Origin of the sequence: Flavobacterium flavipigmentatum (assembly GCF_020911905.1) — a bacterium.
Classification (GTDB): Bacteria; Bacteroidota; Bacteroidia; order Flavobacteriales; family Flavobacteriaceae; genus Flavobacterium; species Flavobacterium flavipigmentatum.
Genome location: NZ_CP087133.1, coordinates 537720 through 560672 on the forward strand (window position 1 = coordinate 537720; position 22953 = coordinate 560672).

The window sequence follows — 22953 nt, forward strand, 5'->3', positions numbered from 1 at the left end:
TCATTTTTTTTTAACTTTAACTTTTACACAGTCTTATGAAAAAAGAAGATTTATTATCAGATGAATTTTTAAAACAATTCAAAACAGGCGAAGACCTAAATGGTTTTCTTGCTCAATTACAAAAACGAGGGATAGAAGCTATTTTATCAGGAGAGTTAGATTCTCATCTAGGTTATGAGAAACACGAAAAGACGCCTTCAACTAATTCTCGTAATGGTTTTTCCAATAAGAAGATAAAAACTTCATTTGGAGAATCAGACATTCAGGTTCCAAGGGACAGAGAATCTTCTTTTAATCCCATGATTATTCCAAAACGTCAAAATATGGTTGATGGATTAGAGAATGTAATTATTTCTCTTTATGCCAAAGGAATGACCGTTAGTGATATTGAAGAACAAATAAGAGAAGTCTATAAATTTGATATCTCAACCTCCACTATTTCTAGAATTACTGAATCTGTTTCTAATGATGTAATAGCTTGGCAAAATCGCCCACTAGAAGCTGTTTATTTAATTGTTTGGATGGACGGGATTGTATTTAAAGTTCGAGAAAACTCTAAGGTCATTAACAAAACTATTTATTTAGCTGTAGGCCTGAATCGAGATGGAAAAAAGAAGTTTTAGGTATGTGGCTGGGCAAGAATGAAAGTTCCAGTTTTTGGTTGGGAGTTTTAACCGATTTAAAAGCCAGAGGTGTTGAAGATATATTAATTACTGCTACAGATAACCTAAACGGCTTTACTCAAACCATTAAAAATGTATTTCCTGAATCACAGACTCAAATCTGTGTAGTGCACCAAATACGCAACTCAGCGCGTTATGTAGTGTGGAAAGATAAGAAGGAATTCTCTAAAGATATGAAGCAGATTTATGATGCTCCAACCAAACAGGCTGCCAGGGCTTCTCTTGAAGATTTTGCTAATAAATGGAATAGTAAATATCCATATGCTGTAAAATCATGGCAAGACAATTGGGAAGAGCTTACCGTATTCTTTGACTTCCCCGTTGAGATTAGAAAAATAATTTATACCACTAATCTAATCGAAAATCTAAACGGTAAGATTAGAAAATACACCAAAAATAAATTATCATTCCCAACCGATGAAGCAGTTTTAAAATCTGTATATTTGGCTTTAAGAGAAGCTACCAAAAAATGGACAATGCCAATCCATAATTGGGGATTAATACTCAATCAGTTCTTAACTATATTTGAAAAAAGGGTTCAACTTTAATTAAAAAGTCAAACCCCATTATTTTTAAACTTACACACTTTTTAGGACAGTGTCAACAAAAGAAATCTACGTTAACTCCTCCTCTATATGAGATTGCTTCGTTCCTCGCAAAGACACAAAATGCAACTAATTATAACTACTTCGGACTCGTAGCAATTACAAACTTTAGATTGTTCTTCACACCAATTTGCAGCACATCTACTAAATCCTGTACTTGCAGATTAAACGGAATTCTTACTACAACTGTTTGCTCTTTATTGTCGCCAATTTTTGACATTAACGTAGTTTCAAGATTTTCGAAGTCAACAGCTTCTTTGTCAATGTAGAATTTTTTATCTTCTGTAACCGATAAACTGATCAGTTGTTTGTTGGTTTTTTCGTTGGCTTTTGCTTTTGGCAAAGTCATTTTGATTACATTAGGATTTGCAAGTGTTGAAATAATTAAAAAAAACAACAACAAGAAAAACATAATATCGCTCAAGGATGAAGTCGCCACTTCGGCATGAAACCTTCTTTTTCTTTTGATAGACATACCTTATGCTCTTTGAATTATATTCACAAATTCTAATATTTGCTTCTGAATTTTTAAAGCAAAATCATCAATTTTACCGTTTAATAAGTGGTAGGCACTGTAGGCTATAATTCCGACAATAAGTCCTGCACCACTACTAATCATTTTTTCGTACAAACCTCCCGAAATATTTCCAATACTGATATTTTCTGTAATCGAGATGCTGTAAAAGATTTTGATAACCCCAGAAATAGTACCAACAAAACCGAGAGTTGGTGCAATCCCCGCGATCAGTCCGAGATGACCTAAACGTCTTTCCATTTCACCAATTTCAATATCGGCAGCACGATCCATATTCGACTCAATTTCAGCAATCGGCCTTCCAATAACCAAAACACCTTCTTTCAAAATTTTTCCGGCCGCAGTATCGCTTCTTTCAACAATTGTTCTCGCCAATTCTATATTACCAGAATTTAATTTATCTCCAACATCCTGCATCAATCTGGCATCAATTTTAGAAGCTTTACTAATGTATAAATAACGCTCTATAATGACATAAAAAGTATAAAACAATAAAATCGCAATTGGAATAAGAAAAAAACCTCCTTTTAAGATAAATCCTAAAACAGAAATCTCGGTATTGGGAGCAATTTTTTCGATAACTACATTAGAAGCGGCGTTTGCAATGGTATCAGTTTGTAATTGAATGAGGCTAAACATATTTTAATTCGTGTTTTTAATAATTAATTCTAAAAAATATTTCAATTTTGCACTAAAGATAATTTTCGCTGTAATATAAAACTAAAAAAATCGAAAATTATTTCAATCAAGAACCATTTTATCCAAAATAAATGAACTATCAAGAAACCACCAACTGGATGTTTAATCAGTTACCAATGTACCAATTACAGGGCACTTCTGCGTACAAAGAAGATTTAACCAACATCAAATTGTTGGCAACACATCTTGATAATCCGCAAAATAAGTTAAAATGCATTCATGTCGCAGGAACTAACGGCAAAGGCTCTACATCGCACATGCTGGCTTCGGTTTTGCAAGAAGCCGGATTTAAAGTAGGGTTGTATACTTCGCCGCATCTTAAAGACTTTCGAGAAAGAATCAAAATTAACGGAGAAGAAATCTCCGAAGATTTTGTTTGTAGTTTCATTGCGCAACATAAATCTTTTTTTGAAGCAAATGATTTGAGTTTTTTCGAAATGTCGGTTGGTTTGGCCTTTGATTATTTTGTAGCAGAAAAAGTAGACATTGCTGTTATCGAAGTAGGTCTTGGCGGAAGATTGGACGCCACCAACATTATCACTCCTCTGGTATCTGTAATTACCAACATCGATTTAGATCACACGCAATTTTTAGGAAACACGCTGGCAGCAATTGCTGGTGAAAAAGCAGGAATTATAAAACCAAATGTTCCTGTTGTTATTGGAGAATACACCCCCGAAACGCAGCCTGTATTTTTGGCTAAAGCCGAAGCAAACAAAGCGCCTATTTATTTTGCTTCGGATCTTATTACCACAGTTCTTCCGTCAGATCTATTAGGTGATTATCAATTTCATAATAAAAAAACGGTTCAGCAAACTATTACCGTTTTAAATTCACAAAAAGAATTTAAAATTTCAGACGAAAATCTAAAATCTGGTTTATCGAAAGTCGTAAAAAATACTGGATTGCAAGGAAGATGGCAGCAATTGGGCGAGAATCCAAAAATAATTTGCGACACCGCACACAACAAACACGGCTTAGCCATTGTGATTTCTCAGATTGAAAAGGAGGTTTTCGAAAACCTACATATTGTTTTAGGAGTCGTAAATGATAAAGATTTAGAAGCTATTTTACCGCTTTTTCCTAAAAAAGCATGTTATTATTTCTGCAAACCCGATTCTGCAAGGGGTTTAGACACACAAGTTCTGCAAGAAGCAGCAATAAAACATCAATTAATTGGAGAAAAATATAGTTCTGTCTCAGCAGCTTTTCTAGAAGCGAAGAAAAATGCAACCCAAAACGATTTTATTTATGTTGGCGGAAGCACCTTTGTGGTTGCAGAATTACCTTTGTGATAGATTTTCTTTTAAAAGCAAAAAACTCGCAAGTCATAATAAATTCAGCACCAGTAAGATATAAATATTCGTAAAAAAAGTTTAAATTTTTAATGAATTTCCTTTGCACAACTGAAAAACTAGCGTATATTTGCACACGCAATCACCAAATGATAGCAACCTAATAAAATAGGGCGATTAGCTCAGCTGGTTCAGAGCACCTCGTTTACACCGAGGGGGTCGGGGGTTCGAACCCCTCATCGCCCACAACCTATTTAAGGAATGAGTACATAAAATTCGACAATCTTACTAAATACCTGCAAATTTAAATTTTGCAGGTATTTTTATTTATATCCATTTCTACAAAATTTTCAAAAACGCTCAAAATTACATGGCATTTTTGTGGCACTTTTAAATTTTAAAAAAATGTGCCATAAAATAAGGTTCAAAAACCTGATTATCAACATGTAAAGCACGTTAACGACTTGATTTTAAGAAGCTATAGTTCGACATTTACTAATTTAAATTGTTGAATTATGTTAGAAAGCAGTTTTGGATTAACCTTCTTTTTGAAGGCTCCACGAAAAAAGAACAATCTCAGATATATTTATCTAAGAGTTATCGTTGATGGAATCCCTAAGGAAACTTCCACCAAACGTAAATGGGATATTACAAGATGGGATCAAAAAGCTGAAAGAGCAATAGGCTCTAAAGAAGATGCCAGGACCATATAGGCGTGCTACTTTTCCTCTAAGAAATCTTTTTATAAATTAAATAATACGTGTTTTACTTATTAAGTTTTAACACACTGCTCGAATATAACTTAATACAATATTTTAGTATTTGTTTTCTTTTTTTGTTAAAACACTGTAATTTTACAAGTAAAAAATATAAGGTTTTGATGTATAAGGTTATATTTAGAATCAAGTTTAATCTATTATATGTTTGCTTACGATTGCTAATTAAGTAATATGACACAAGAAATACAAAAGCTTCATGATGTTTGGATATCTTCTCAAAATAAAGCTATTCAAAATACTACTCTTCCTAAAATAACTTTTGATGATCTTACTAATTCTATCATTAGTACAGGACCATTCTATTATTATATAGTAGATTTTTTTGATATGTCATTATCTCATGTGAGCCCATCTATTAGGGAATTCCATGATTTTGATTCTGATAATGTGTCTTTTAATGATATTTTGGGAACTATACATCCCGATGATATTGAGTTTGTAACTGCAGCAGAAGCAGCAGTTGCAAACTTTTTTTATAATAATATTGGTCGCGAGCAATTATTGAAATATAAAATAAGTTACAATTTAAGGGGAAAGCTTAAAAATGGAGAATATGTTTTATGTAATCACCAAGCTTTAATACTTACTATGGATGATAAAGGTGGTTATGGGAAATCGCTTAATATCCACACTCGTATCGATCACTTGGCTACTCATAATAATTATCAATTTTCGCTAATTGGGTTGGATGGCGAGCCTTCTTATATGAACCTTAATACTAATAGTGATATCAAAAATACTGCTGAATTCTCAAAACGAGAAATCGATATTATCAAAAATATTGCGGATGGTTTGAGCAGTATAGAAATTGCCGAAAAACTTTTTATCAGTGATTTGACAGTCAAAAAACACCGAAAAAACATTCTAAGTAAATCGGCTTGCAAGAATACTGCTCAGCTGGTTAAAACTTGTATTCTTCAGGGGGTGATTTAGTTTTTTAATTTCTTTCTAAAAGATTAATATACATCCAGATGATGTTGCTTATGTGGGCAGACAGAGACTTTTCATAACGATTTTTTTATAACATTAGCGGAGTAAAAAAAATGTTAAATTATAAATGTTTACGCTCTATGCTGAAAGAGAGGATATACTAAAGATTTAATCATCAGCATTTAATACTTACACTAGATTGAATTAGCAAGGTATGGGAAGTCACTTAATACACATACCAAAATTCATCTCCTAACAAATCATAATACTTGTAAAATTTTTCTCATCGGCTTGAACGGCGAACCATCTTATATTAATCTCAATACTACTAGTCATTTTAAAAATGTGATTGAACTCTCAAAACCAGAAAACGATGTTATTAAAAATATTGCCGATGGTTTGAGTAGTCGTGAAATTGCCACAAAACTTTTTATTAGTGATTTGACAGTAAAAAAAAATATTTTAAGCAAATCGTATTGTAAAAATATTGCTCAACTTGTTAAGGATTGTTTTCTTCAGGGGATGATTTAGTTTTATTCATTTTCCAAAAATACTACTTTTTGGGTATTGTTTTGAGTTTGGGATTAGTTGTAATTTGCTATAAATCAAAATTGATTTTGAATAAAGACATTATTTAGATAGTATAAAAACAATAAATCATGAAAATAAAAATTTTACTTACATTTTTCATTGTAATGATAGCAAGTTTACAAATGAATGGGCAAGAACATATTAATGCAAAAATGGATCCAAAATATGTTTGTTTTCTTACGTGTAATTGTAAGGGAGTTGGAGAAGGCTGGTATATTTGCCCAGCTTGTAAAAAAAGCTGGAAAATGAAAAAGAAGTAAAAGCAGCAGAAGATAAGCGTAAGACAGATGCAGTATTTGCAAAATCACAAGCAGATAAAAAAGAACGGGAAATTACTAGAAAAAAGGAACAAGTTGAAATAGATAAAAAAAATAAAGTGACTGAGGTTTTTGTAACTATTCCTAAATCAAAAGTTGTAAATAAGCCTACTCAAACCGGGGTTGTGAAAAAGATGAATACCACGGAAGGAAATAAGATTTACATGAGTGATCTTAATTACGGGCAAGGCTTTAAAAATGGAATAACTGATTCTAAGATTATATTTTATGATGCCCAAACATCTCCTTATTTAGATACTTATGGAGCAGTCATGAATGAATGTGGAGTATTGGAGGGTTTTCCTGCTAATGTTGGTATTGTTAAATTAAAAAAAAAGGCTTCAGCTCAAGAACCTATGGCTTCCTTTTTTAATAAACAAGAATACAATGTTTTTGATTTAATAGATGTTAATGAGAAGAGGTTTTTTAATTCTGATCGAATTGCATTAATAGAACATTTTTATGGTAATTGGTTTGTTATTGGCTATGATTTTTATGATGGTAGTTATCAAAATAAATTGGGTCAAGCTAAGCTCTATAATGTTAAAACAAAGCAATTTATTGATATTGCTGAAAAAGATTATAATAATGTAGTATCTCTAGGATACTATGGTTTTCATGGAATTACAAGTTTTATTATACAAAATTATAGATTTATTCATGGAAGTTATCAATCTTTAAATACTGAGTGTTATAAACTACCAAGTTTAAGTAATTCTGAAATATTTATGGAGAAAAAATTGGGAGGTCAAGACAAATGGAAAGCATTTATAGTTGTTGATCCTACTCCATCAAAAAGCAGTAGGAACTACAATCGTTTCGTCTATTACTGTGATGCAAATGATAGAATAATTAAATTGGAATTAACAATGGATGAAGCTATAGAACTGCGATAATTAGAGTTGGCAGTACAATAGATTTAATTAGGAAAACTTTCGAATATTGATATTTAGTTTTTTTAATATCATCAAAAACTCCTCACACTTGTCTGAAAACTTTTTATCAGTGATTCGATATCGCAAAAATATTCTTAGCAAATAAGTAAAAATACGACTCAGTTAGTTTATAAAGGAGTGATTTAGTTTTTGTCATTTTCAAAAAGATACTACTTTTTGGGTATTGTGCGAGTATTGGGATTATTTTTAATTTGTAATCAGATTTACAATTAATTAAAAGGAATAGTTAGTAAAAAAACTCTGAAAAAATAAACACACATGAAAAAAACTATATTACTTACGTTTTTACTTTTTAGCAATTGGTATTACCTATATGCTCAAAGCTTAAGAGGCAACTGTCATGAAGATAGACAAGGTACAAGTTCATATTTCACTCAGGTTGATATAGATGCAACTTTTAGTTTTTACGCAAAAAATAATTCGGTATATATAAAATGTTCTAATCTTAAAATGAATGTTCCCAGCAATACAATCTATAATGCATATGGACAACATTATACAAAATCTGATTTAGGCATAAGCCAATGGCCTCAAAATCAAAAACCATGGTCAATGACAATTAATGTAAGCGGGAGTTATAGAGGAGGAAATTTTAACAAAGATATTTTTTGCAATGTAAATTTTACTTGCGATGAATTTTCAATTGAAGGAATTGATGCTGATAAAGTAGATTTAAGTTCTTTTAGAATAACTTCTATTTCTAATTTCAGATATAATCAAGGAGGAGATCCCCAGCTTGAAGAAATTATCAAAAAACTAAATCAAAAAAAAGAACAGCAAAAATCTACTAATACAAACCTTCAAAATCAAGGCTCAAGTAATAATCCTCTAGGAACAAGCCAAACTATTCCTCTCACTTCATCTGAATCAAATAATTATGCTCAGACTACTAAAAAAGAAATTTATACACAGGCAGCAGCTAATATTGCGGGGAACCTGTTAGAAGAAATGAATACTAATTATGAAAAAAAAAGGCACGACTTGATGCAGAATATAAGCAAAAGATATCTGATGAATATGATCTAAAAAGGAAAAAAGAGAAAACTAAATTTGTAGAAGAATTTTTACCTCTGCTGAGACAAGCCGAAAAAGGAGATGAAAATGCCCGGATGACACTGTACTATGCAAGCGAAGCATTACGATGTGATGAATTTGTACCAAATAAAAAACAATGGTTAAAAGAAGCTATAGCCAATAACAATCAGGATGCTATTTTAGCAAAAGTTAAAAGCCTGCCGTACATGGGAACAGAATCAATTGGTCAGTTAGAAAAGGTTGCTAATCTTGGAAATTTAGATGCAATGATAATATTGGCAATGTGGTACAGTCGTAAAAATAATTATAAGGGACTAGTAGGTGGTGAAGATCAGGAAAAATCTTTGAAATGGTTTAATAAAGCGGCTGGAGCGGGTAGCCCAAATGCAATGTATTTTCTAGGTATGATTTACAAATACAAGCAAATTACAAGAGACAAATACGAACAACCTCTTTTTATAAAATATGATATAGCGCCGGATGAAAGATTTGCGTTAAATTGGTTTATTAAAGCAGATCAGCCTAATTATAAAGAATCTATTTATTCAAGATCAGAGTCTTCCACTCACACATATCTTGCTAGCAGCTCGTATAATGTTCCTAGTGCCTGTTATGAAATATTCCTACTCTACAAAAATGGGAAAGTTGTAAAGGATAAAGCAAAAGCAATAGAAATGAAATCCAAAGTTAAATATCTTGGAATGAGTGGCTCATATAAGGATGACAACAGGATAAATGAAAAATTTAGCGATATAAAAAGATATTAAAGAAAAAATTAACAAAACATTTTAAACCCAAATAGTAACTTCTAAAAATATAAATTATGAAAGCAATTTTATATCTATTCATTTCACTGTTGTTTGGTTTTAATATTTACGCTCAAAAAGACGATAAAATCAGTGTTATTACTGAAAGAAAATACACTATCAATGGACAGATTATAACAGAGAAAGAGACAGTAGAAGTAGCAAAATCGAAATTATTAAAAAATAAAGATGTTGATACTACTAAAACTTATACCGTAATCTATGATTTCAAGAAAGGCGAATATTTAAAAAGCTTAGTTAAACCCAAAGTAGATCGCCCCATTGTTTATAAAGTAATAAACATTAATAGGTTGGCTTTTGATGTTCAAGTTAACTCTAAAGATGTTGTAGTTGCAGAAACGGATTGGTTTACAAGTGCAGAAGATTTAAAGAAGATTACTGGCTTACTAAATCAAGCAAGTCCTGCTAGTCAGCCTACAGCTGAAAATATAAAATTGCCAGAAAGCAAAAGTGATGCTGAAATTCTTAAAGATAAAGCAACTGTTAAGAAAGATTTAGGACTTTTAACAAAATTAGAGGGTTTAAATATTAAATTACAACACGAACAAAAAGTTGTAGATGGTTTAAACAACAATAAAATAAAATATGATTATTATAAATCAATTTTCGGTGATTCTGCCACTATTAGAGGAATAGAAAAGCCCGATGATATAATAATAAAAGAAAAAGAAAAAGAAATTAAAACAATAAACGAGGATATAAAAAAACTTGAGAATCTTATAAACGAAAAATTAGATAAGTTTCAAATTGCAAAAAATAATTTTACTATCGCATACGATGATTTTATTAAATCGTACAATACAGTAAATAAAATCATTCAGAAATCCAATAGAGTACTACCTATTGCCACACTGCCCTTTTTGAATTTAGAAGAATATAAATTAAACCATCAAGCAGATTTTAGATTAATCTTAGTAGAATTGAATGTTGGTAATATAACTTCAAATACCATAAACAGTCAATACACAGATTTAGTTGTAGCATACAATAAACTAAAAGATGTTAATGATCTTACAACTTATTTCGATGAAACATCCCTAAAAAAATATTTTGATGACATTGATTTATTAATGGATAATGCTAAAAAAATAAAACTCAAAGGAGAGTTAATAAATTTTGAAAAACTTGCCCAACAAGTTCAAAGAGTTATTCATTTGTTAGAAAAAAATGAAACCTACGAATATATTTCTGCTCCCATTCAACCCAAAAATGATATGGCAACTTTTGATGTTGTAATAAAAGCCAAAATCAAGGATATTGAAGTTGATAATTCTAGAAGTTTTACACATTCTGTATCAGTAAAAGGCGGCACACGCATTGATTTTAGCATTGGATTAGCAGCTAGCTACTTTAGCAATACAAATGTGTATGAAATATATACAATAAATGGTCAAAACAAAATAGGATTAAAAAGTAAAAACTTAACAGTTCCATCATTGGTTACGATGATTTCAATGACCAATCGTACAACTAAATACGGAGCAATTGGAGGAAGTGCTGGTTTAGGAATTGATACCAATAATGGAAAAATTCAATTGAGTAATTTTTTCATTGGGCCAACACTAATTTTAGGAAAATACGATCGAATCATGCTTACCGTTGGTGCGGCAATAAGAAACGTGGGAAAACTAAAAAATGGCTATGTTATAAATGATACCATTATTACCCAGAGTAGTGATATAACAACAGTCTTATCTGATAATTATAAAGTTGGTTTTTTTATAGGTCTAACTTACAATCTAACAAACAATGTACGCAACAAAATATCAAATTATAAACCTTAATTAACTAGTGAATCAAAGTTTTCAAATAAACAATCAGTATGAAAAAGCTACTCACAACATTAATTCTATTATCAAAGCCAGTCCTGTCTATTATATGCCGGAAAAGCAATACGACACTTTTGTTAAGGGAATAATCTCGACTAACGACGGTATTGCAAGTTTTACAGATAGCATTGCTCCGGCTATAAAAAGTAAAAATAGAACTTCCGACTGATTTTTGTAATCAAAAAAGCTATAGAAGATTAGATATATTGACCGTTAAAATTGAAATATTCATTTCCAAATCCGTAACATACCTAATGGAAGAATGGACTAAAAGGTAAAAAGACGGTATTGGTGCGGGTTTAACTCATTAGGTTCGAACCCCTCATCGCCCACCAAGAAACTCCTTAAGAAATTAAGGAGTTTTTTTATGCTTTCTTGTAATTCACTGTTGCGAGGACAGATTGAAATTTCTTTTTTACCAATTCTTTTTTTGCATCCAAATTCAAAACACAAAGAACTTATAACTTCTAAAACGCTCTAATAATTTTTGATTATATTTGATCCAGACATTGGCTTTTTTATTGACTTCAATATCCTGAATTTCTGTATTTTGAACAATACTTAATCCATCTCTTTAACAACAAATAATTATATTTTCATTCCAAATAATTCTAACAAAGAGTTAAATGTAATGAGATTATGAAGTCTATTGATATAAAAAAGATCTTGATCAGAAAAAACTAATGTAAATATGGCAACCGTATAATCAAAAAAGTTACAACAAAAGATGCTTCTCTCCGTTACTTTGAAAGAACAATTTCATAGAGGTAAAAAAAGAAATCAAATTTTAAAACCAAAATTTTAAAAATGAAACAAAAACTAATAACTATTTTACTTGTATTTACAGCTATAACTACTTTTGGGCAAACGCCAACCACTTCAATACCCGACAAAAACAATTATTCTACTAATACAGTTTTAACCGTAAGTGATATGGTCACTAATAAATCCATAAATCCGCTTAAAAAAGTGCCGTTAGATACCGCATTAATTTTGATTTATGATTACGATGGATCTCTGTTTTCTTTTGATTTAGAATCGGAACAAATTAGCTGGACTGTAAAAGCTACAGATGCCTACACTGAAATGTGCGCCAATAAAGTTACACTCCATGATGGAGTCATATACGTTCCATTTATTAACGGTGAAATTTTTGCAATTGACAACCAAACCGGTGCTATTTTTTGGAAATCTAGATTAGGAAATAGTACAGATCAAATTGTACTAAAGGATCAGATTCCAGTCATAAATGATGGGAAACTGTTTATAACTGCTCAAAATCAAAATATTTACGCCCTCAATATAAAAGACGGTAGTTTACTTTGGAATTATAAACTAGATTCGACAAATAACGATATTCCGGTTCTGTTTTTTGACAATAAAATTTTTGCTCAAAGCGGATCTAATTTCTATAGTTTTGATGCAAATACAGGAAAACTTCTTTACCAAAAAACTTTTGAGGAAGCTATACACGGAAAACCTGTAACAGATGGCGAAAATATATTTATAGCTAATGAAAAAGATATTGTTTTTGCTTTAAGTCCGAATACACCAGATATATTATGGCAATTTAAATTAGATGAAAATCAATTTAATATCAAAGAGCGTATCTTTTGTAAAGACAAAAAACTATATTTTGCAGCACAAGGTTCAGAAGTTTCTTCTGTATATGCTGTTGATTCAAAAACAGGAACCCGATTATGGAAAACAGATTTTAAAGAGGATAATATCGAATACATTATTGAGGAAAGTGATAATATTTTTGGATATACCCGTAAGGGAAAACTTTTTCAATTAGACATTACTAATGGCGAAATAGCACTTGAAACAAAACTAACAACAATGCCTATTTCAAACCTCGAATTTCCAGATGATGATTCTTTGTTTTACTATTCTGATGCTGCATTAATTCAATTTGATTTTAAAACAAAAGACGAAAACGAAGTTTATCTTCGAACCTCCATCAAGGATAATGTCTATAGCGCTTATATAAAAATGATTCGATAATAAGTGGAAATAGCCCCTTAGAATGAGACAGCTTCTTATTTGACATCACATTTCAAATGTTTTTTTGAAATCAAATAATTAAAGTTCTAATCGTGCTTAAAATCGCAGCACCAACCCGCAGTAATTTAGAAGCTTTTTAAGCAAATGAAAAAAGAGTTTCAATTATCAAAATTCTTTACTATACAAACAAAAGCTTTTGGAGAGTTTTTAAGGCAGGATTTTTGCTTTTTAGTCAATATTATCGTAATCCTAAATTATCATCAAACAGACTTTAGATTGAGGAATTTTCTGGGCGTTCTCTGGATTGGGCATTACGCTGTACCTTTTGCTTTTTGAAAGAAAAAAAATCTCTCAAAAATATTAGATACAAGAATAGGATTTTTTCAAACCAAAAAAAGAACTCGCTTAAAAATCTTAAGCGAGTATCACTTTTAGCACAAATTATTTTTTTGCTGATTCTACAGAGACTTTTCTAAATTCTTTGAATAGCTTTTCAAGTTCTAAACTTGATTTACGAGCTCTTGGTCCAGCAGCTTTAACACCTTTTTCAATAAGTGTTTCAGATTCTGTTTTAAATGTTTCAATTTCGGCGTTGATTTTTACTAATAAATCTTTCATGATTGTTATATACTAAATTATAAAGCAAAACTAACAGTTTAGTTTGTTAAATAAAACTACTTTTTGTTTAAATTATTATTTGCTCTTAAAATCAAATTTAATATTGAATTAAAACTATCAAAAAAATGAAGTTACTATTGAGAGCTAATCTTCTATAAACAGCCTGTAAGGAAACACATTAGAAGATTTATTCTTTAAATTTTTCATAAAACTTTCGCACAAATAATCCCATTCAGACGCCGATAAATATTCTCTTTCGACTGGATTTATTTTTATATGAATATCTACTGTTCTGCTAAAACCTGCTTTTACAGAAATTTCTTTTCGGGTTCCTTTTTCTATTTTAATATGAATAATCGAGCTCTTAAAATGATTAAAACCAAACGCTTTGATATCTGCAAAAGTTACAATTCGGCCTCGTGTTAGCAAGGCATTTCTATAAGCCAGGATACGATCTTTGTTATTTTGTTTATTGGCACCCCCGACAGTATTGGTAACCAATATGGCCTCTTTGCTAATAAAAAACAAATCATCTTTTGATTCTAATATTGTGCCTGCTTTGATATCATTTCCTTCTTCTGCACAAGTCGACCAATATTTTATAGCAAATGATTTACCAGCCGATTCATCATTTTTAGGTTTGATCATCAAGTATGGATCATTATTCTTTGCAAAGCTGCTTTCTTTAGCCTGCTGCTCTACAGATGCTAGTAACTGATTAATTTCGATCAAAGAACTACTCATAAAATCTTTTCCTAAACCCGCAAAAGAGGAGCTTTCGTCTTTTAATAAGTCTAAAACATTTTGAAGCAATTCTGAAGCACTTCTCGAATCGAATCGAGAAACCCCTCCAGTTCTTAAAACTGCATTCCCCTCTTCTATAACGCCATCTTTAAACTCTTTTATTTCATAATGATTATTAAATCCGTCAATAACAGTATCAACATCGAGATAAATATTATTATCTGTTTCTAATGCAACATACGACAAGAAATTTCCAATTGTTTTATTGATCGTATGACTTTTTTTATTGATGACAGGAAAACAATTTGCCGTAAAAGAAACATTATCAATTATTTGAGGTATTAAAGATTCTGGAAAGACTAATTTTAACCAAATAATATCTTTACCGCTATTATAGGTTGTCTCCTCAAAATGTTTATACTCTGACTGATAATCCTTAATATTCTTGTGCTTTAATACTCCTTTTAACGTATAGAAATTATCAAAATAAAACTCATTTACTTCCTGCATTACTTCGCTAAGATGCGTATAATTGCGATTGATTATATTTTCGATATCGAGATGGTTAACAGGAACATTGTAACCCTCTTCTACTTTGATCTCTGTAGTATCATAAAAACATTTCATCTGCTTTAAGTAGTAATGAAACATTTCTTTTTGATGGGTATTTTTAATATCGATATACAACATCAAATCTTCCACCTCATCTACATTCGCACCGTTTAATTCGATACCCAGAAAAACTTCCCCCGAAGGCAAAGAATTATTATAACCTCGCACGGCGTCTTTATAAAAAAGGTTCGAAACTTCGTATAAATTTCTTTCATACGCAATATACTTCACTTCACAAGACGATAGTTTTACTTCGAGTGTAGGCGAGAGCGCAATCTCTTTGGTAATGGGAGCCAGTGGATTGTAAATGTTATGAATTCTTCTGTTTACCGTCATTTGGTTCTGCAACGAAACTTTCATGTTGTTGTCTATCGGCAAAGCATGCATAATCGCTCTCGCCGGTTTTGCTCCCGCTGTAACTTCAGGAAACATAATTTCGAGGACTCTCTCGACCACTCTGGTTTTAGAATCTTCTAGTTCATGCGCTACTTTTTCTAGTTCATAAGATAAAGCATTTAACATCATTGACACCACGGGATCAAAAGAGGTTTCCATCTCAACATCTGAAAAGCCCCACGATCTAGCCGCTCTTTTTAATACTCTGTCTTTTATGCGCTCTTGTCTCATTGTTATATTATTTTATTGAAGATCGGAAATTTTATCCGATTTGAATTTATTTTTTACTAAGTCTTCCCAAAATTCTATCATTTTCTAATACCCAATGGTCGTTTTTGTATTTCAATTTGATTTTTTCTCTTGAACTTCCAAATGGACCAGGATTTTGCTGAATAATTTCAATAAAATTATCTTCAACTTTACAAATTATAGCTACGTGCCCGTATTGATTAAATAATGATTTGTTAAAAATAATGATATCGTCTTCTTTAGGTTTTGTACTACTTGGATTTGAATATTGTACTAAATTTCTTTTTGTATTGATGCTTCCGTCAGTGAGTTTTTTATTATAAAAATCGACAGCATTCCCGTAAGTATCGGGCATTTTGTGTTGCAAATGTTGATAATAATATCTTTTTATAAATTCTACGCATTGGTATTTCATGCCTAGATTATAACCATCAGCAGCTAAATTTCGTTCCTCAGCATTACTAACACCTCCATTATAGTATACCTTTACATCATTAAAACTGTCTATAACTTCTCCGACTTCATGTTTAGAATTCCAATTTACTTTTTTGATTACTACAAATAGGGCGTACAAAAGAGCAATTACTGCAATTGAAATTATAATTTTATTTTTCATTTTCTATAACAGCGCAATATTGTGTTGGAGTTCTATTTTTCAAACATTAAAAAACTCGTTAAATATATAATAAAAATTTTACGATAGAGTCTTATTAACCTTATAATTTAGTGACACAGTATTTTTTTAAATAAATTACTTCCGACAAAAAAACTAATCGCTGAGGATGTTCTTTATTAAATTTTGAAGCTCCAAACAATCAAATCATTTAAGTCTTTGCCTATTTTGAATTGTTTAAAGAATTCATCTGACAATACATCTTCTTTTTTCATAAGACTCCATAAAAGTTAAAAAAAATGATGGGGTAGTTTTAAGAACCTCATCATTTTTTAAATTATAATATATTTAGTGAGAAACTACCAAAATCAAAAAGATGTTGCTCTCGGTAAATCTAAGATTTTGTTTGCTTTCCTTATTAAAGTATTATTTACTACTCTATTTTTATTTTTTACATCCATTATTTCTCTTGCCAAAACTCAATATCTGGTTTTATTAATTTCTCCCTACCCTCCCATTTTGGAAACTCGAATCCTTTTGGAAGAGAATACCCTCCGCTTTCATAAGTTGTACCATTCATTTTAGGTAAAAAACACTTGAATTCCATTACTTTTATTCTTTTATTCTTACCTTCTAACCATACGAATCCATTATTTTCACTTGATTTAACTCCAATAATAATCCTATTGAAATTTTCTTTTTTACCTGTAATAGAATCTAAATATTGTCGATTATATGATTTTTCAAAATCATTTGGTAAAACAACCAAAGTAGAATGATATATTTTAGGGTTTTTCAAATTTTCTACCTCCACCTTCATCATAATAGGAATTGGTTTCGTTTTAACCCGATTATTATTAGGATTAAAATTTGAATAATCCCAATCTGACTCATCAATAGTAAAAGGAGCTTCTGAAAATGAATCGGGTTGGAAAATAATTCCAGATTTTGTGTAGAAAGTTAAAATATTAATTTTTGAAACATTATCTTCACTAGTAAAACCTACATCGTAACCATATTGTTTTTCTCCTTTTTCCCATACAGAATAAGGAATCCCATGTAAATAATGGAAGATGTTATATTCGGTATTTTTGTATTTAGAATTTTCTTCTTCATTTCCCCAGTATTTATTAAAATTTACATCATTTTCTTTCCAAATTCCTTTATTTTCAGCTTTAAATTTTGCAATTACTGTTTGCACATTTCCGGCTCGCATCCAAACCGTTACATTACCCCCAGGAGCGGTACCTACGATTATTAAACTGTAATGACGCATTGTACCATCACTATCAGTAACCGGGGTTTGAAACAATTTCAACATTTTTTCTCGTGGGAGTTTAAAATCGCCTTGATAATGGTATCTATCTGTGCCACAAAGCCATTCTACATGCAAACTATCGGGAATTTCATCGGATTCACTACCACTTGCATACCCCCCAGAAGCCTCTCCCCACCCAGGTTGAATTCCAATGTTTGATGATGCACTATGGATAGTTTTATTATTATAAAAAAAACGCACAGAAGGAGAGCTTGAATAATATATAGGGGCAGAAAGACCTATTTCCCAATCAAATTTTTCTTTTGGCTGGCAAGAAACTAATAAACTAAAAAAAAGAAACAGAAGGTATATTTTATTTGTTTGCATATATTTCTCTTCTATAATTTGCTGTATCTCCTTCTATCTTGTATTTAACAGGCTGAATTTATTAATAAGACGCTTTATACATAACCGACCCTTTATAAATGCGCACGCTGTCTACTTCAACAGGTTGATTGTTTAGAAACAATTCTAGTTTTTTGTTGTCTTTGCTGATTTTCACCTGAAACTCCTGCTTGTCCTCAGGTTTGAAGTTTTTAAATTTTTCGAAAATTATTTTCTCATTTAAAAAGATATTACCTCGAAAACGTTCTTGCCCGCTTGTTTCCCAGTCCAGCTCAAATATTTGAGGTAACGCTCGATTGTCATAACTGGTGGCAGGTAAGGGTGGCATAAAAATAATATCTTTTTCTCCATTATAATTGGTAAAACAATATCTAAACAAACGCAAATTTGGATTTTCATTATGCATCACTACCCTAAAGGTATAACGCTTGCGGTACATGTCCCACTGGGCACAGGAAGCATTGGGCATAAAATCGCGTGCTTTTACCTCCTCACGGTTCATTGACCAGTCTCTAAAGAGTTTTTTCTCCAGTTCCTTATCATCAGTAATTACTTCTGCTTGATAACGGCCTAATTCAATTCTGAAAACGCTATATTCTTTCCAGACTACCACCATACCTTGTGAAGCAAAACCGAATATTAATCCTGAAAACTTTTCATAAGTATCATCATTATATTGATAGGTGGTGTCGACTGCTTTTTTCATCTCTTCTACAGGAAAATCTACTTTAAGATGATAAAATTTGTCTTCGTAACCCGCATAATAAATAACATCGGTACCTATAGGAGTACCGTGCTGAGAAGTCCAGCTTTTTCCAGAATCTCCCCAACGACCCGAAGACCCTCCAAAAGGCAAAGAGGCAGGAATGCCTTCGAGCGTAATAATATCGCCGCGGACAAATTCTACTCTATATATATTTTCATTACCATTTATTTTTTCTATTGATGGCTGGCAAGTATAACTATTCCATTCGTATTTGTTTTTCATTTGGCAACTCGCGTTTAAACTTACTATTACTAAAAATACTATTTTATAAAACCTATCCATGATGTATTTCTCTTTTTCGTTTTTCTATGGGCAATACTTCATCAAATCTTGGCCCTAAACCAAACTTGTCTGCCTTTACCGACCAGTGTAGATACTCGTGACGCAGTCTTTTTAAATCTTCAGACTTTATATAATCAAGATAACTTATTTTTGCTGACTCGGCAATATACTGTTGTATATCCTTATTCTCTTTGATAGAATTATTCCGATGCTCCATAACGGCCTTACTGTACTGTGTTAACTGTGTAAAGACATCTGCGATAAAAGGGTCTGAAATATTTGTTTTTTGTTTTTCAAGAGTTTCATCGTATTTTACATCAAACTGTTTCGAGACCATTATCATTTTATTCAGGGGTACTTTATCGTACGTATTTTGCAAAGTACGAGTACCCACAAGATAGGTTTTAGTTTCGTCATATTTAAATTCAACATTTAATTCGCTTGGTGCATACCATCCTTCTTCTACTAGTATTTTTTTAAAAGCATCCGCTTTTTTAGTATAGGGAGTAGTCTCTCGGTTTTTATTGTAGGTTTCTGTATACGTCTCACCATAAACGGCAGAGCGTTCATTGTCATTATGCAAGTACGAACCACCAATATCCGAGTGCACACCCGGCAGAATCAATTCGAGTCCGTGCAAACCAGCACTGCGAATATCTGTTAAATCGAAATTTTCACGGTATTCATCGGCTGCCGAAAGCTGAAACACCATTCTTGCTTTTTTTATTGCATCAAGACCTAAATCTGAAACATCGTTACCATGATAAAATCCGTGCGAAGAAACCGTATCGTATAAACCTACGAAATTGAATGCTATTTTTTTTACCTCATACATACCATTGGCAATCAGGCATTGTCCAAAATAGCCATGCTTTACTACTATCTGTTTTGGATATGGGGCTTTTGCATTTTTCTCGTTTTTAGGGTGAGTCAACGGATTGTTTCTCCCTGGAAGATAAAAAGACCCATTGGATAAAATAGATGCTGTGTATGATTCATTGGTAAGATGCAAAAAGTGCCTTGCCGTTGCTGCACCACGGCTAAAACCATATACATTGATAGTCAGCAAATCAATCGGTTTTCCATCAGAAGCTTTTTTAACTTCTAGTGCCCCTTTTTCGCAGCCTATTTTAACCTTGTCCCTTAAACCCGAATGCCAAAATCCAGCACTTTGTGCAATACCAATAGGCAGGGTATCATCTGAATCTAAATCGTTCGTGCCTACACCTTCAACATATATCGATTTATGTTTAGGATCTTTTATAGAAACCGCATCATAGGCCCTTGCCACATTGGTAAAATCATTCTCGTAACTATCATCTTTTTTATTAGAGTTTTTTTGATAGGCACTATCATTTTTTTCTCTGGCTTCGGTATTGGTTTTGTTGTTGGTTGTACCATCAAAAAATATATTCAGAGTAAGTTCCAGCGTGTTTGAAATCGTTTCTACAGGATCCAAGGGCTCATATTCTTTATGAATAATTCCATCTTCTTCTCCATGCCAATTATTTTGTGTGGTTGCAAGAATATTGTAATCACCCTCACTTGCATGCAAATCCATTATTCCTGTGGTGGTATTCTTCATTTCTCCACCAATAATTCTTGTAATACTCATAGTTAAGCATTTTTAGATTTTTCGCCGCTATGTGAGTTTATATTTTTGGCACTCTTTATATTTATCGCAGATTCTGTACTATTTAAACTAACCAATTTTGCTATTTCTTTTCGGTCTGTACTCTCAGACTCTCTGTTCCCTTTTATATTTTCAAATAAACTTCCGTCTACATTGGTCATACTATCACCTCCAACCGTAGTATTAAGCATCATACCAACCATCGTAGTTTTATCAGCACCAGCACTTTCAGTAATATTTACGCCTGCTGTAGTGGTAATATTTTCAGAAGCATTCATTATAATATTTGTAGCATTCATTGTTAATACTTTTGGTGCCGTAATATTTATATTTCCGCCAACGGTATCAAACTGTATTTCATTTCCACTTTTATCAGTAATAATAATACTTTCTTCTTCTGTAAATTTTATAATGTGTCCGCTTCGGGTATGAATGGCTTTTATATTATTCTGGCTATCAGCATAACCGCTTTTGTCTTGGCCATTGTATTGTGTTCCCATAACATAAGGATTTTGCACATTGTTGCCTTCAAAACCTACTAAGACTTCTTCTCCTATTTCTGGAATAAAATAAAATCCTTTGCCTGCGCCTGAATGTGGCTGAATCATACGTATCCACTCACTTACAATATTGCTGCTTACTCCGTAAAACTGTACTTTTATGCGTCCTAATCCTTCGGGATCATTGTTGTCTTTTACTTGAGCAGGCTGGTTTTCTGCTTTTGCAAAAACATGTACATCGGTATAATGTGGCGCCGCAACATCTGCCGGGATTGCCTTAAACTCGCAAGAATAGTTTCCGTGTACCTCAGAATGATGTGTTACCTCAATAGCTATTAACTCATGTTGTACCGTTTGATTTTGTATCGTAAATACTTGACCAAGTCCTATCGGGAAATACGATATTCCGCTATAATACACACTATTGGCATCATTACCTGCAGTTTGCAGTTGGATCATCTCGTCAATTTCCTCCTTGTTTTGGGCATTTACCGTATACACACCACTGCTTAACTCAGCGTTTGTAACCGTTCCTTGATTGTAATTCACATTGGATGCAAAACTATCTTTACTCCCTACACTGGTTTTTGTTGCTGCGTTCTGAATATTGGCCGCATTATTATAATCATAACCTGCTAAGGCTATTTTATGCGAAACCATGTTGGCCTGTATCTTAAAGCTATGAAGTGATGCTCCGTTAATCAGCACAGTTTTGCTGGTTTTGGTCTGGCCGTATTGCATGCGCATACCATCAAAATAAAACCACTGTCCGTAACGTGTTGCCAGTCTTTTTAAAAACTCAAAACTGGTTTCATTGTATTGCAAAATATTCGGAAACTCTTTAAGGTACGTTGATTTTATAGAATCTCTTTGGTAAAATTCTCCTGGACCTTCGGCAAAAATACTGAGTACGATATCATCCATACTACGCTCTTTAAAGGCCCTAGCTTTTTTTATGTCATTGATCACAATACTATGACTAACTCCCGAAACATGCAAGCCTACTGCGCTCCCATGAAGATCAACAGACGAAAGCTCGGTAATAATACCTTTACTCATCAATCTAATTCCGGTTAGACTCTTAAAAGTAAAAATGACTTCATCGCCTAAATAACTTCTCAAGGCTTTTGCCTGATCAGCAGGATTGATGATGGCTTTTCCTGTATATTGCCAAACGAATGAAAAATGATGATGATCAGCCATTTTTTGCGATAGCTTTAAATCATAATACACAACGTTTTGGGTAAAACTGCCTATACTTATATGTACTTGTTCTGAAAAATGTGCCATTTTAATACGGTTTTTTAATTAGCTTTTTTACAATTTAATCTAAAGCGATCCAGTTGTTAGAGAATTTTGCATCTCCAAATGTCAATTCTTTCGCCACCAATTCCATGGTTATTTTCATCGGAACCTCTGTAGTACTTGTAAATTGCTCATCGTAACCCACACAAAATGCTTTTGAAAAAGTAAGTTCTTTCATTTTGCTTAAAGCATCTCTTCTGTAAAAAACTATTTTGCCGTCTTTTGTTAAATCTCCATTTAACATCCATGACAAGAAATGGCTGTTTTGACTTGCCTCAATGATCATTCTTATGATACCGCCCTTCGCATTTCCAGTAGGTTTGCTTGTGGTATCTATTTCTTGTTTGAAACTAATATTAAATTCAAGAACATTATATTCTTCGCCGTCTATATGTAATTTAGATAAAAAACTCATGTGTAGATGTATTAGATTGTTAAAAAATTTGACTCCTGCTTATTTGATGTAATTTTTAGCTATAAAACA

20 protein-coding genes, 1 tRNA gene and 2 pseudogenes are annotated in these 22953 nt (G+C 32.1%); 13 read left to right on the forward strand and 10 right to left on the reverse strand.

Annotated elements, in window-relative coordinates; genetic code table 11:
• Positions 1-35 precede the first annotated feature (35 nt).
• Positions 36-1231 (forward strand): annotated as a pseudogene (locus tag LNP22_RS02655) (IS256 family transposase).
• Positions 1232-1367: 136 nt separating this feature from the next.
• Here the strand turns inward: LNP22_RS02655 and LNP22_RS02660 are convergent.
• Both LNP22_RS02660 and LNP22_RS02665 read right to left on the reverse strand, forming a co-directional pair.
• Complete coding sequence (locus tag LNP22_RS02660) at positions 1368-1763, reverse strand: ExbD/TolR family protein (protein WP_210667259.1); 396 nt, start codon at positions 1761-1763, stop codon at positions 1368-1370.
• Positions 1764-1766: 3 nt separating this feature from the next.
• A complete protein-coding gene (locus tag LNP22_RS02665) occupies positions 1767-2462 on the reverse strand; it encodes a MotA/TolQ/ExbB proton channel family protein (protein ID WP_210667258.1) in 696 nt (231 codons plus the stop codon).
• Positions 2463-2593: 131 nt separating this feature from the next.
• On the opposite strand from LNP22_RS02665, the gene LNP22_RS02670 reads away from it, so the two are divergent.
• The 12 genes and pseudogenes from LNP22_RS02670 (at position 2594) to LNP22_RS02725 (ending at position 13088) form a co-directional block, all read left to right on the forward strand.
• Positions 2594-3817 (forward strand): bifunctional folylpolyglutamate synthase/dihydrofolate synthase, encoded by a 1224-nt coding sequence (locus LNP22_RS02670; RefSeq protein WP_229975179.1) that lies wholly within the window; start codon positions 2594-2596, stop codon positions 3815-3817.
• A gap of 171 nt (positions 3818-3988) precedes the next feature.
• Positions 3989-4063 (forward strand) — tRNA-Val (locus LNP22_RS02675).
• 269 nt (positions 4064-4332) lie between these two features.
• Positions 4333-4527: pseudogene (locus LNP22_RS02680) on the forward strand (site-specific integrase); the annotation flags it as partial.
• Positions 4528-4767: 240 nt separating this feature from the next.
• A complete protein-coding gene (locus LNP22_RS02685; RefSeq protein ID WP_229975180.1) occupies positions 4768-5529 on the forward strand; it encodes a helix-turn-helix domain-containing protein in 762 nt (253 codons plus the stop codon).
• Positions 5530-5871: 342 nt separating this feature from the next.
• Positions 5872-6057 (forward strand): helix-turn-helix domain-containing protein, encoded by a 186-nt coding sequence (locus tag LNP22_RS02690; RefSeq protein ID WP_229975183.1) that lies wholly within the window; start codon positions 5872-5874, stop codon positions 6055-6057.
• A gap of 128 nt (positions 6058-6185) precedes the next feature.
• Positions 6186-6377, forward strand: a complete 192-nt coding sequence (locus LNP22_RS02695; RefSeq protein WP_229975185.1) for a hypothetical protein — start codon at positions 6186-6188, stop codon at positions 6375-6377.
• A 116-nt stretch (positions 6378-6493) separates the two neighbouring features.
• Positions 6494-7330 (forward strand): hypothetical protein, encoded by an 837-nt coding sequence (locus LNP22_RS02700; protein WP_229975187.1) that lies wholly within the window; start codon positions 6494-6496, stop codon positions 7328-7330.
• Between the two features lie 318 nt (positions 7331-7648).
• Positions 7649-8416, forward strand: coding sequence for a hypothetical protein (locus tag LNP22_RS02705; protein WP_229975189.1), 768 nt, complete (start codon positions 7649-7651; stop codon positions 8414-8416).
• An 83-nt stretch (positions 8417-8499) separates the two neighbouring features.
• The gene (locus LNP22_RS02710; protein ID WP_229975191.1) at positions 8500-9192 is read left to right on the forward strand and encodes a tetratricopeptide repeat protein; all 693 of its coding nucleotides are present in this window, start codon (positions 8500-8502) and stop codon (positions 9190-9192) included.
• A 56-nt stretch (positions 9193-9248) separates the two neighbouring features.
• Complete coding sequence (locus tag LNP22_RS02715; protein ID WP_229975195.1) at positions 9249-11036, forward strand: hypothetical protein; 1788 nt, start codon at positions 9249-9251, stop codon at positions 11034-11036.
• A 7-nt stretch (positions 11037-11043) separates the two neighbouring features.
• Positions 11044-11250, forward strand: coding sequence for a hypothetical protein (locus LNP22_RS02720; protein ID WP_229975196.1), 207 nt, complete (start codon positions 11044-11046; stop codon positions 11248-11250).
• 638 nt (positions 11251-11888) lie between these two features.
• On the forward strand, positions 11889-13088 hold the full coding sequence (locus LNP22_RS02725) for an outer membrane protein assembly factor BamB family protein (RefSeq protein ID WP_229975197.1): 1200 nt from the start codon (positions 11889-11891) through the stop codon (positions 13086-13088).
• Positions 13089-13529: 441 nt separating this feature from the next.
• On the opposite strand, the gene LNP22_RS02730 is transcribed toward LNP22_RS02725, so the two are convergent.
• From LNP22_RS02730 to tssD, 8 genes are all read right to left on the reverse strand, one after another.
• A complete protein-coding gene (locus tag LNP22_RS02730; protein ID WP_229975199.1) occupies positions 13530-13706 on the reverse strand; it encodes a histone H1 in 177 nt (58 codons plus the stop codon).
• Positions 13707-13850: 144 nt separating this feature from the next.
• Positions 13851-15689: a type VI secretion system baseplate subunit TssF gene (locus LNP22_RS02735; RefSeq protein WP_229975205.1), complete on the reverse strand. Its 1839-nt coding sequence runs from the start codon at positions 15687-15689 to the stop codon at positions 13851-13853.
• A gap of 46 nt (positions 15690-15735) precedes the next feature.
• Positions 15736-16323 carry a CHAP domain-containing protein gene (locus LNP22_RS02740; protein WP_229975206.1) on the reverse strand — a complete coding sequence of 196 codons (588 nt, stop codon included), beginning with the start codon at positions 16321-16323 and terminating at the stop codon, positions 15736-15738.
• Between the two features lie 457 nt (positions 16324-16780).
• On the reverse strand, positions 16781-17965 hold the full coding sequence (locus LNP22_RS02745) for a DUF2931 family protein (RefSeq protein WP_229975209.1): 1185 nt from the start codon (positions 17963-17965) through the stop codon (positions 16781-16783).
• 61 nt (positions 17966-18026) lie between these two features.
• The gene (locus LNP22_RS02750) at positions 18027-18971 is read right to left on the reverse strand and encodes a DUF2931 family protein (RefSeq protein ID WP_229975211.1); all 945 of its coding nucleotides are present in this window, start codon (positions 18969-18971) and stop codon (positions 18027-18029) included.
• 52 nt (positions 18972-19023) lie between these two features.
• Complete coding sequence (locus LNP22_RS02755) at positions 19024-20646, reverse strand: phospholipase effector Tle1 domain-containing protein (RefSeq protein WP_229975213.1); 1623 nt, start codon at positions 20644-20646, stop codon at positions 19024-19026.
• Positions 20647-20648: 2 nt separating this feature from the next.
• The gene (locus tag LNP22_RS02760; RefSeq protein ID WP_229975214.1) at positions 20649-22454 is read right to left on the reverse strand and encodes a type VI secretion system Vgr family protein; all 1806 of its coding nucleotides are present in this window, start codon (positions 22452-22454) and stop codon (positions 20649-20651) included.
• Between the two features lie 34 nt (positions 22455-22488).
• Entirely contained in the window at positions 22489-22884 is a 396-nt protein-coding gene (gene tssD / locus LNP22_RS02765) for a type VI secretion system tube protein TssD (RefSeq protein ID WP_229975215.1), read from the reverse strand.
• Positions 22885-22953: the final 69 nt, after the last annotated feature.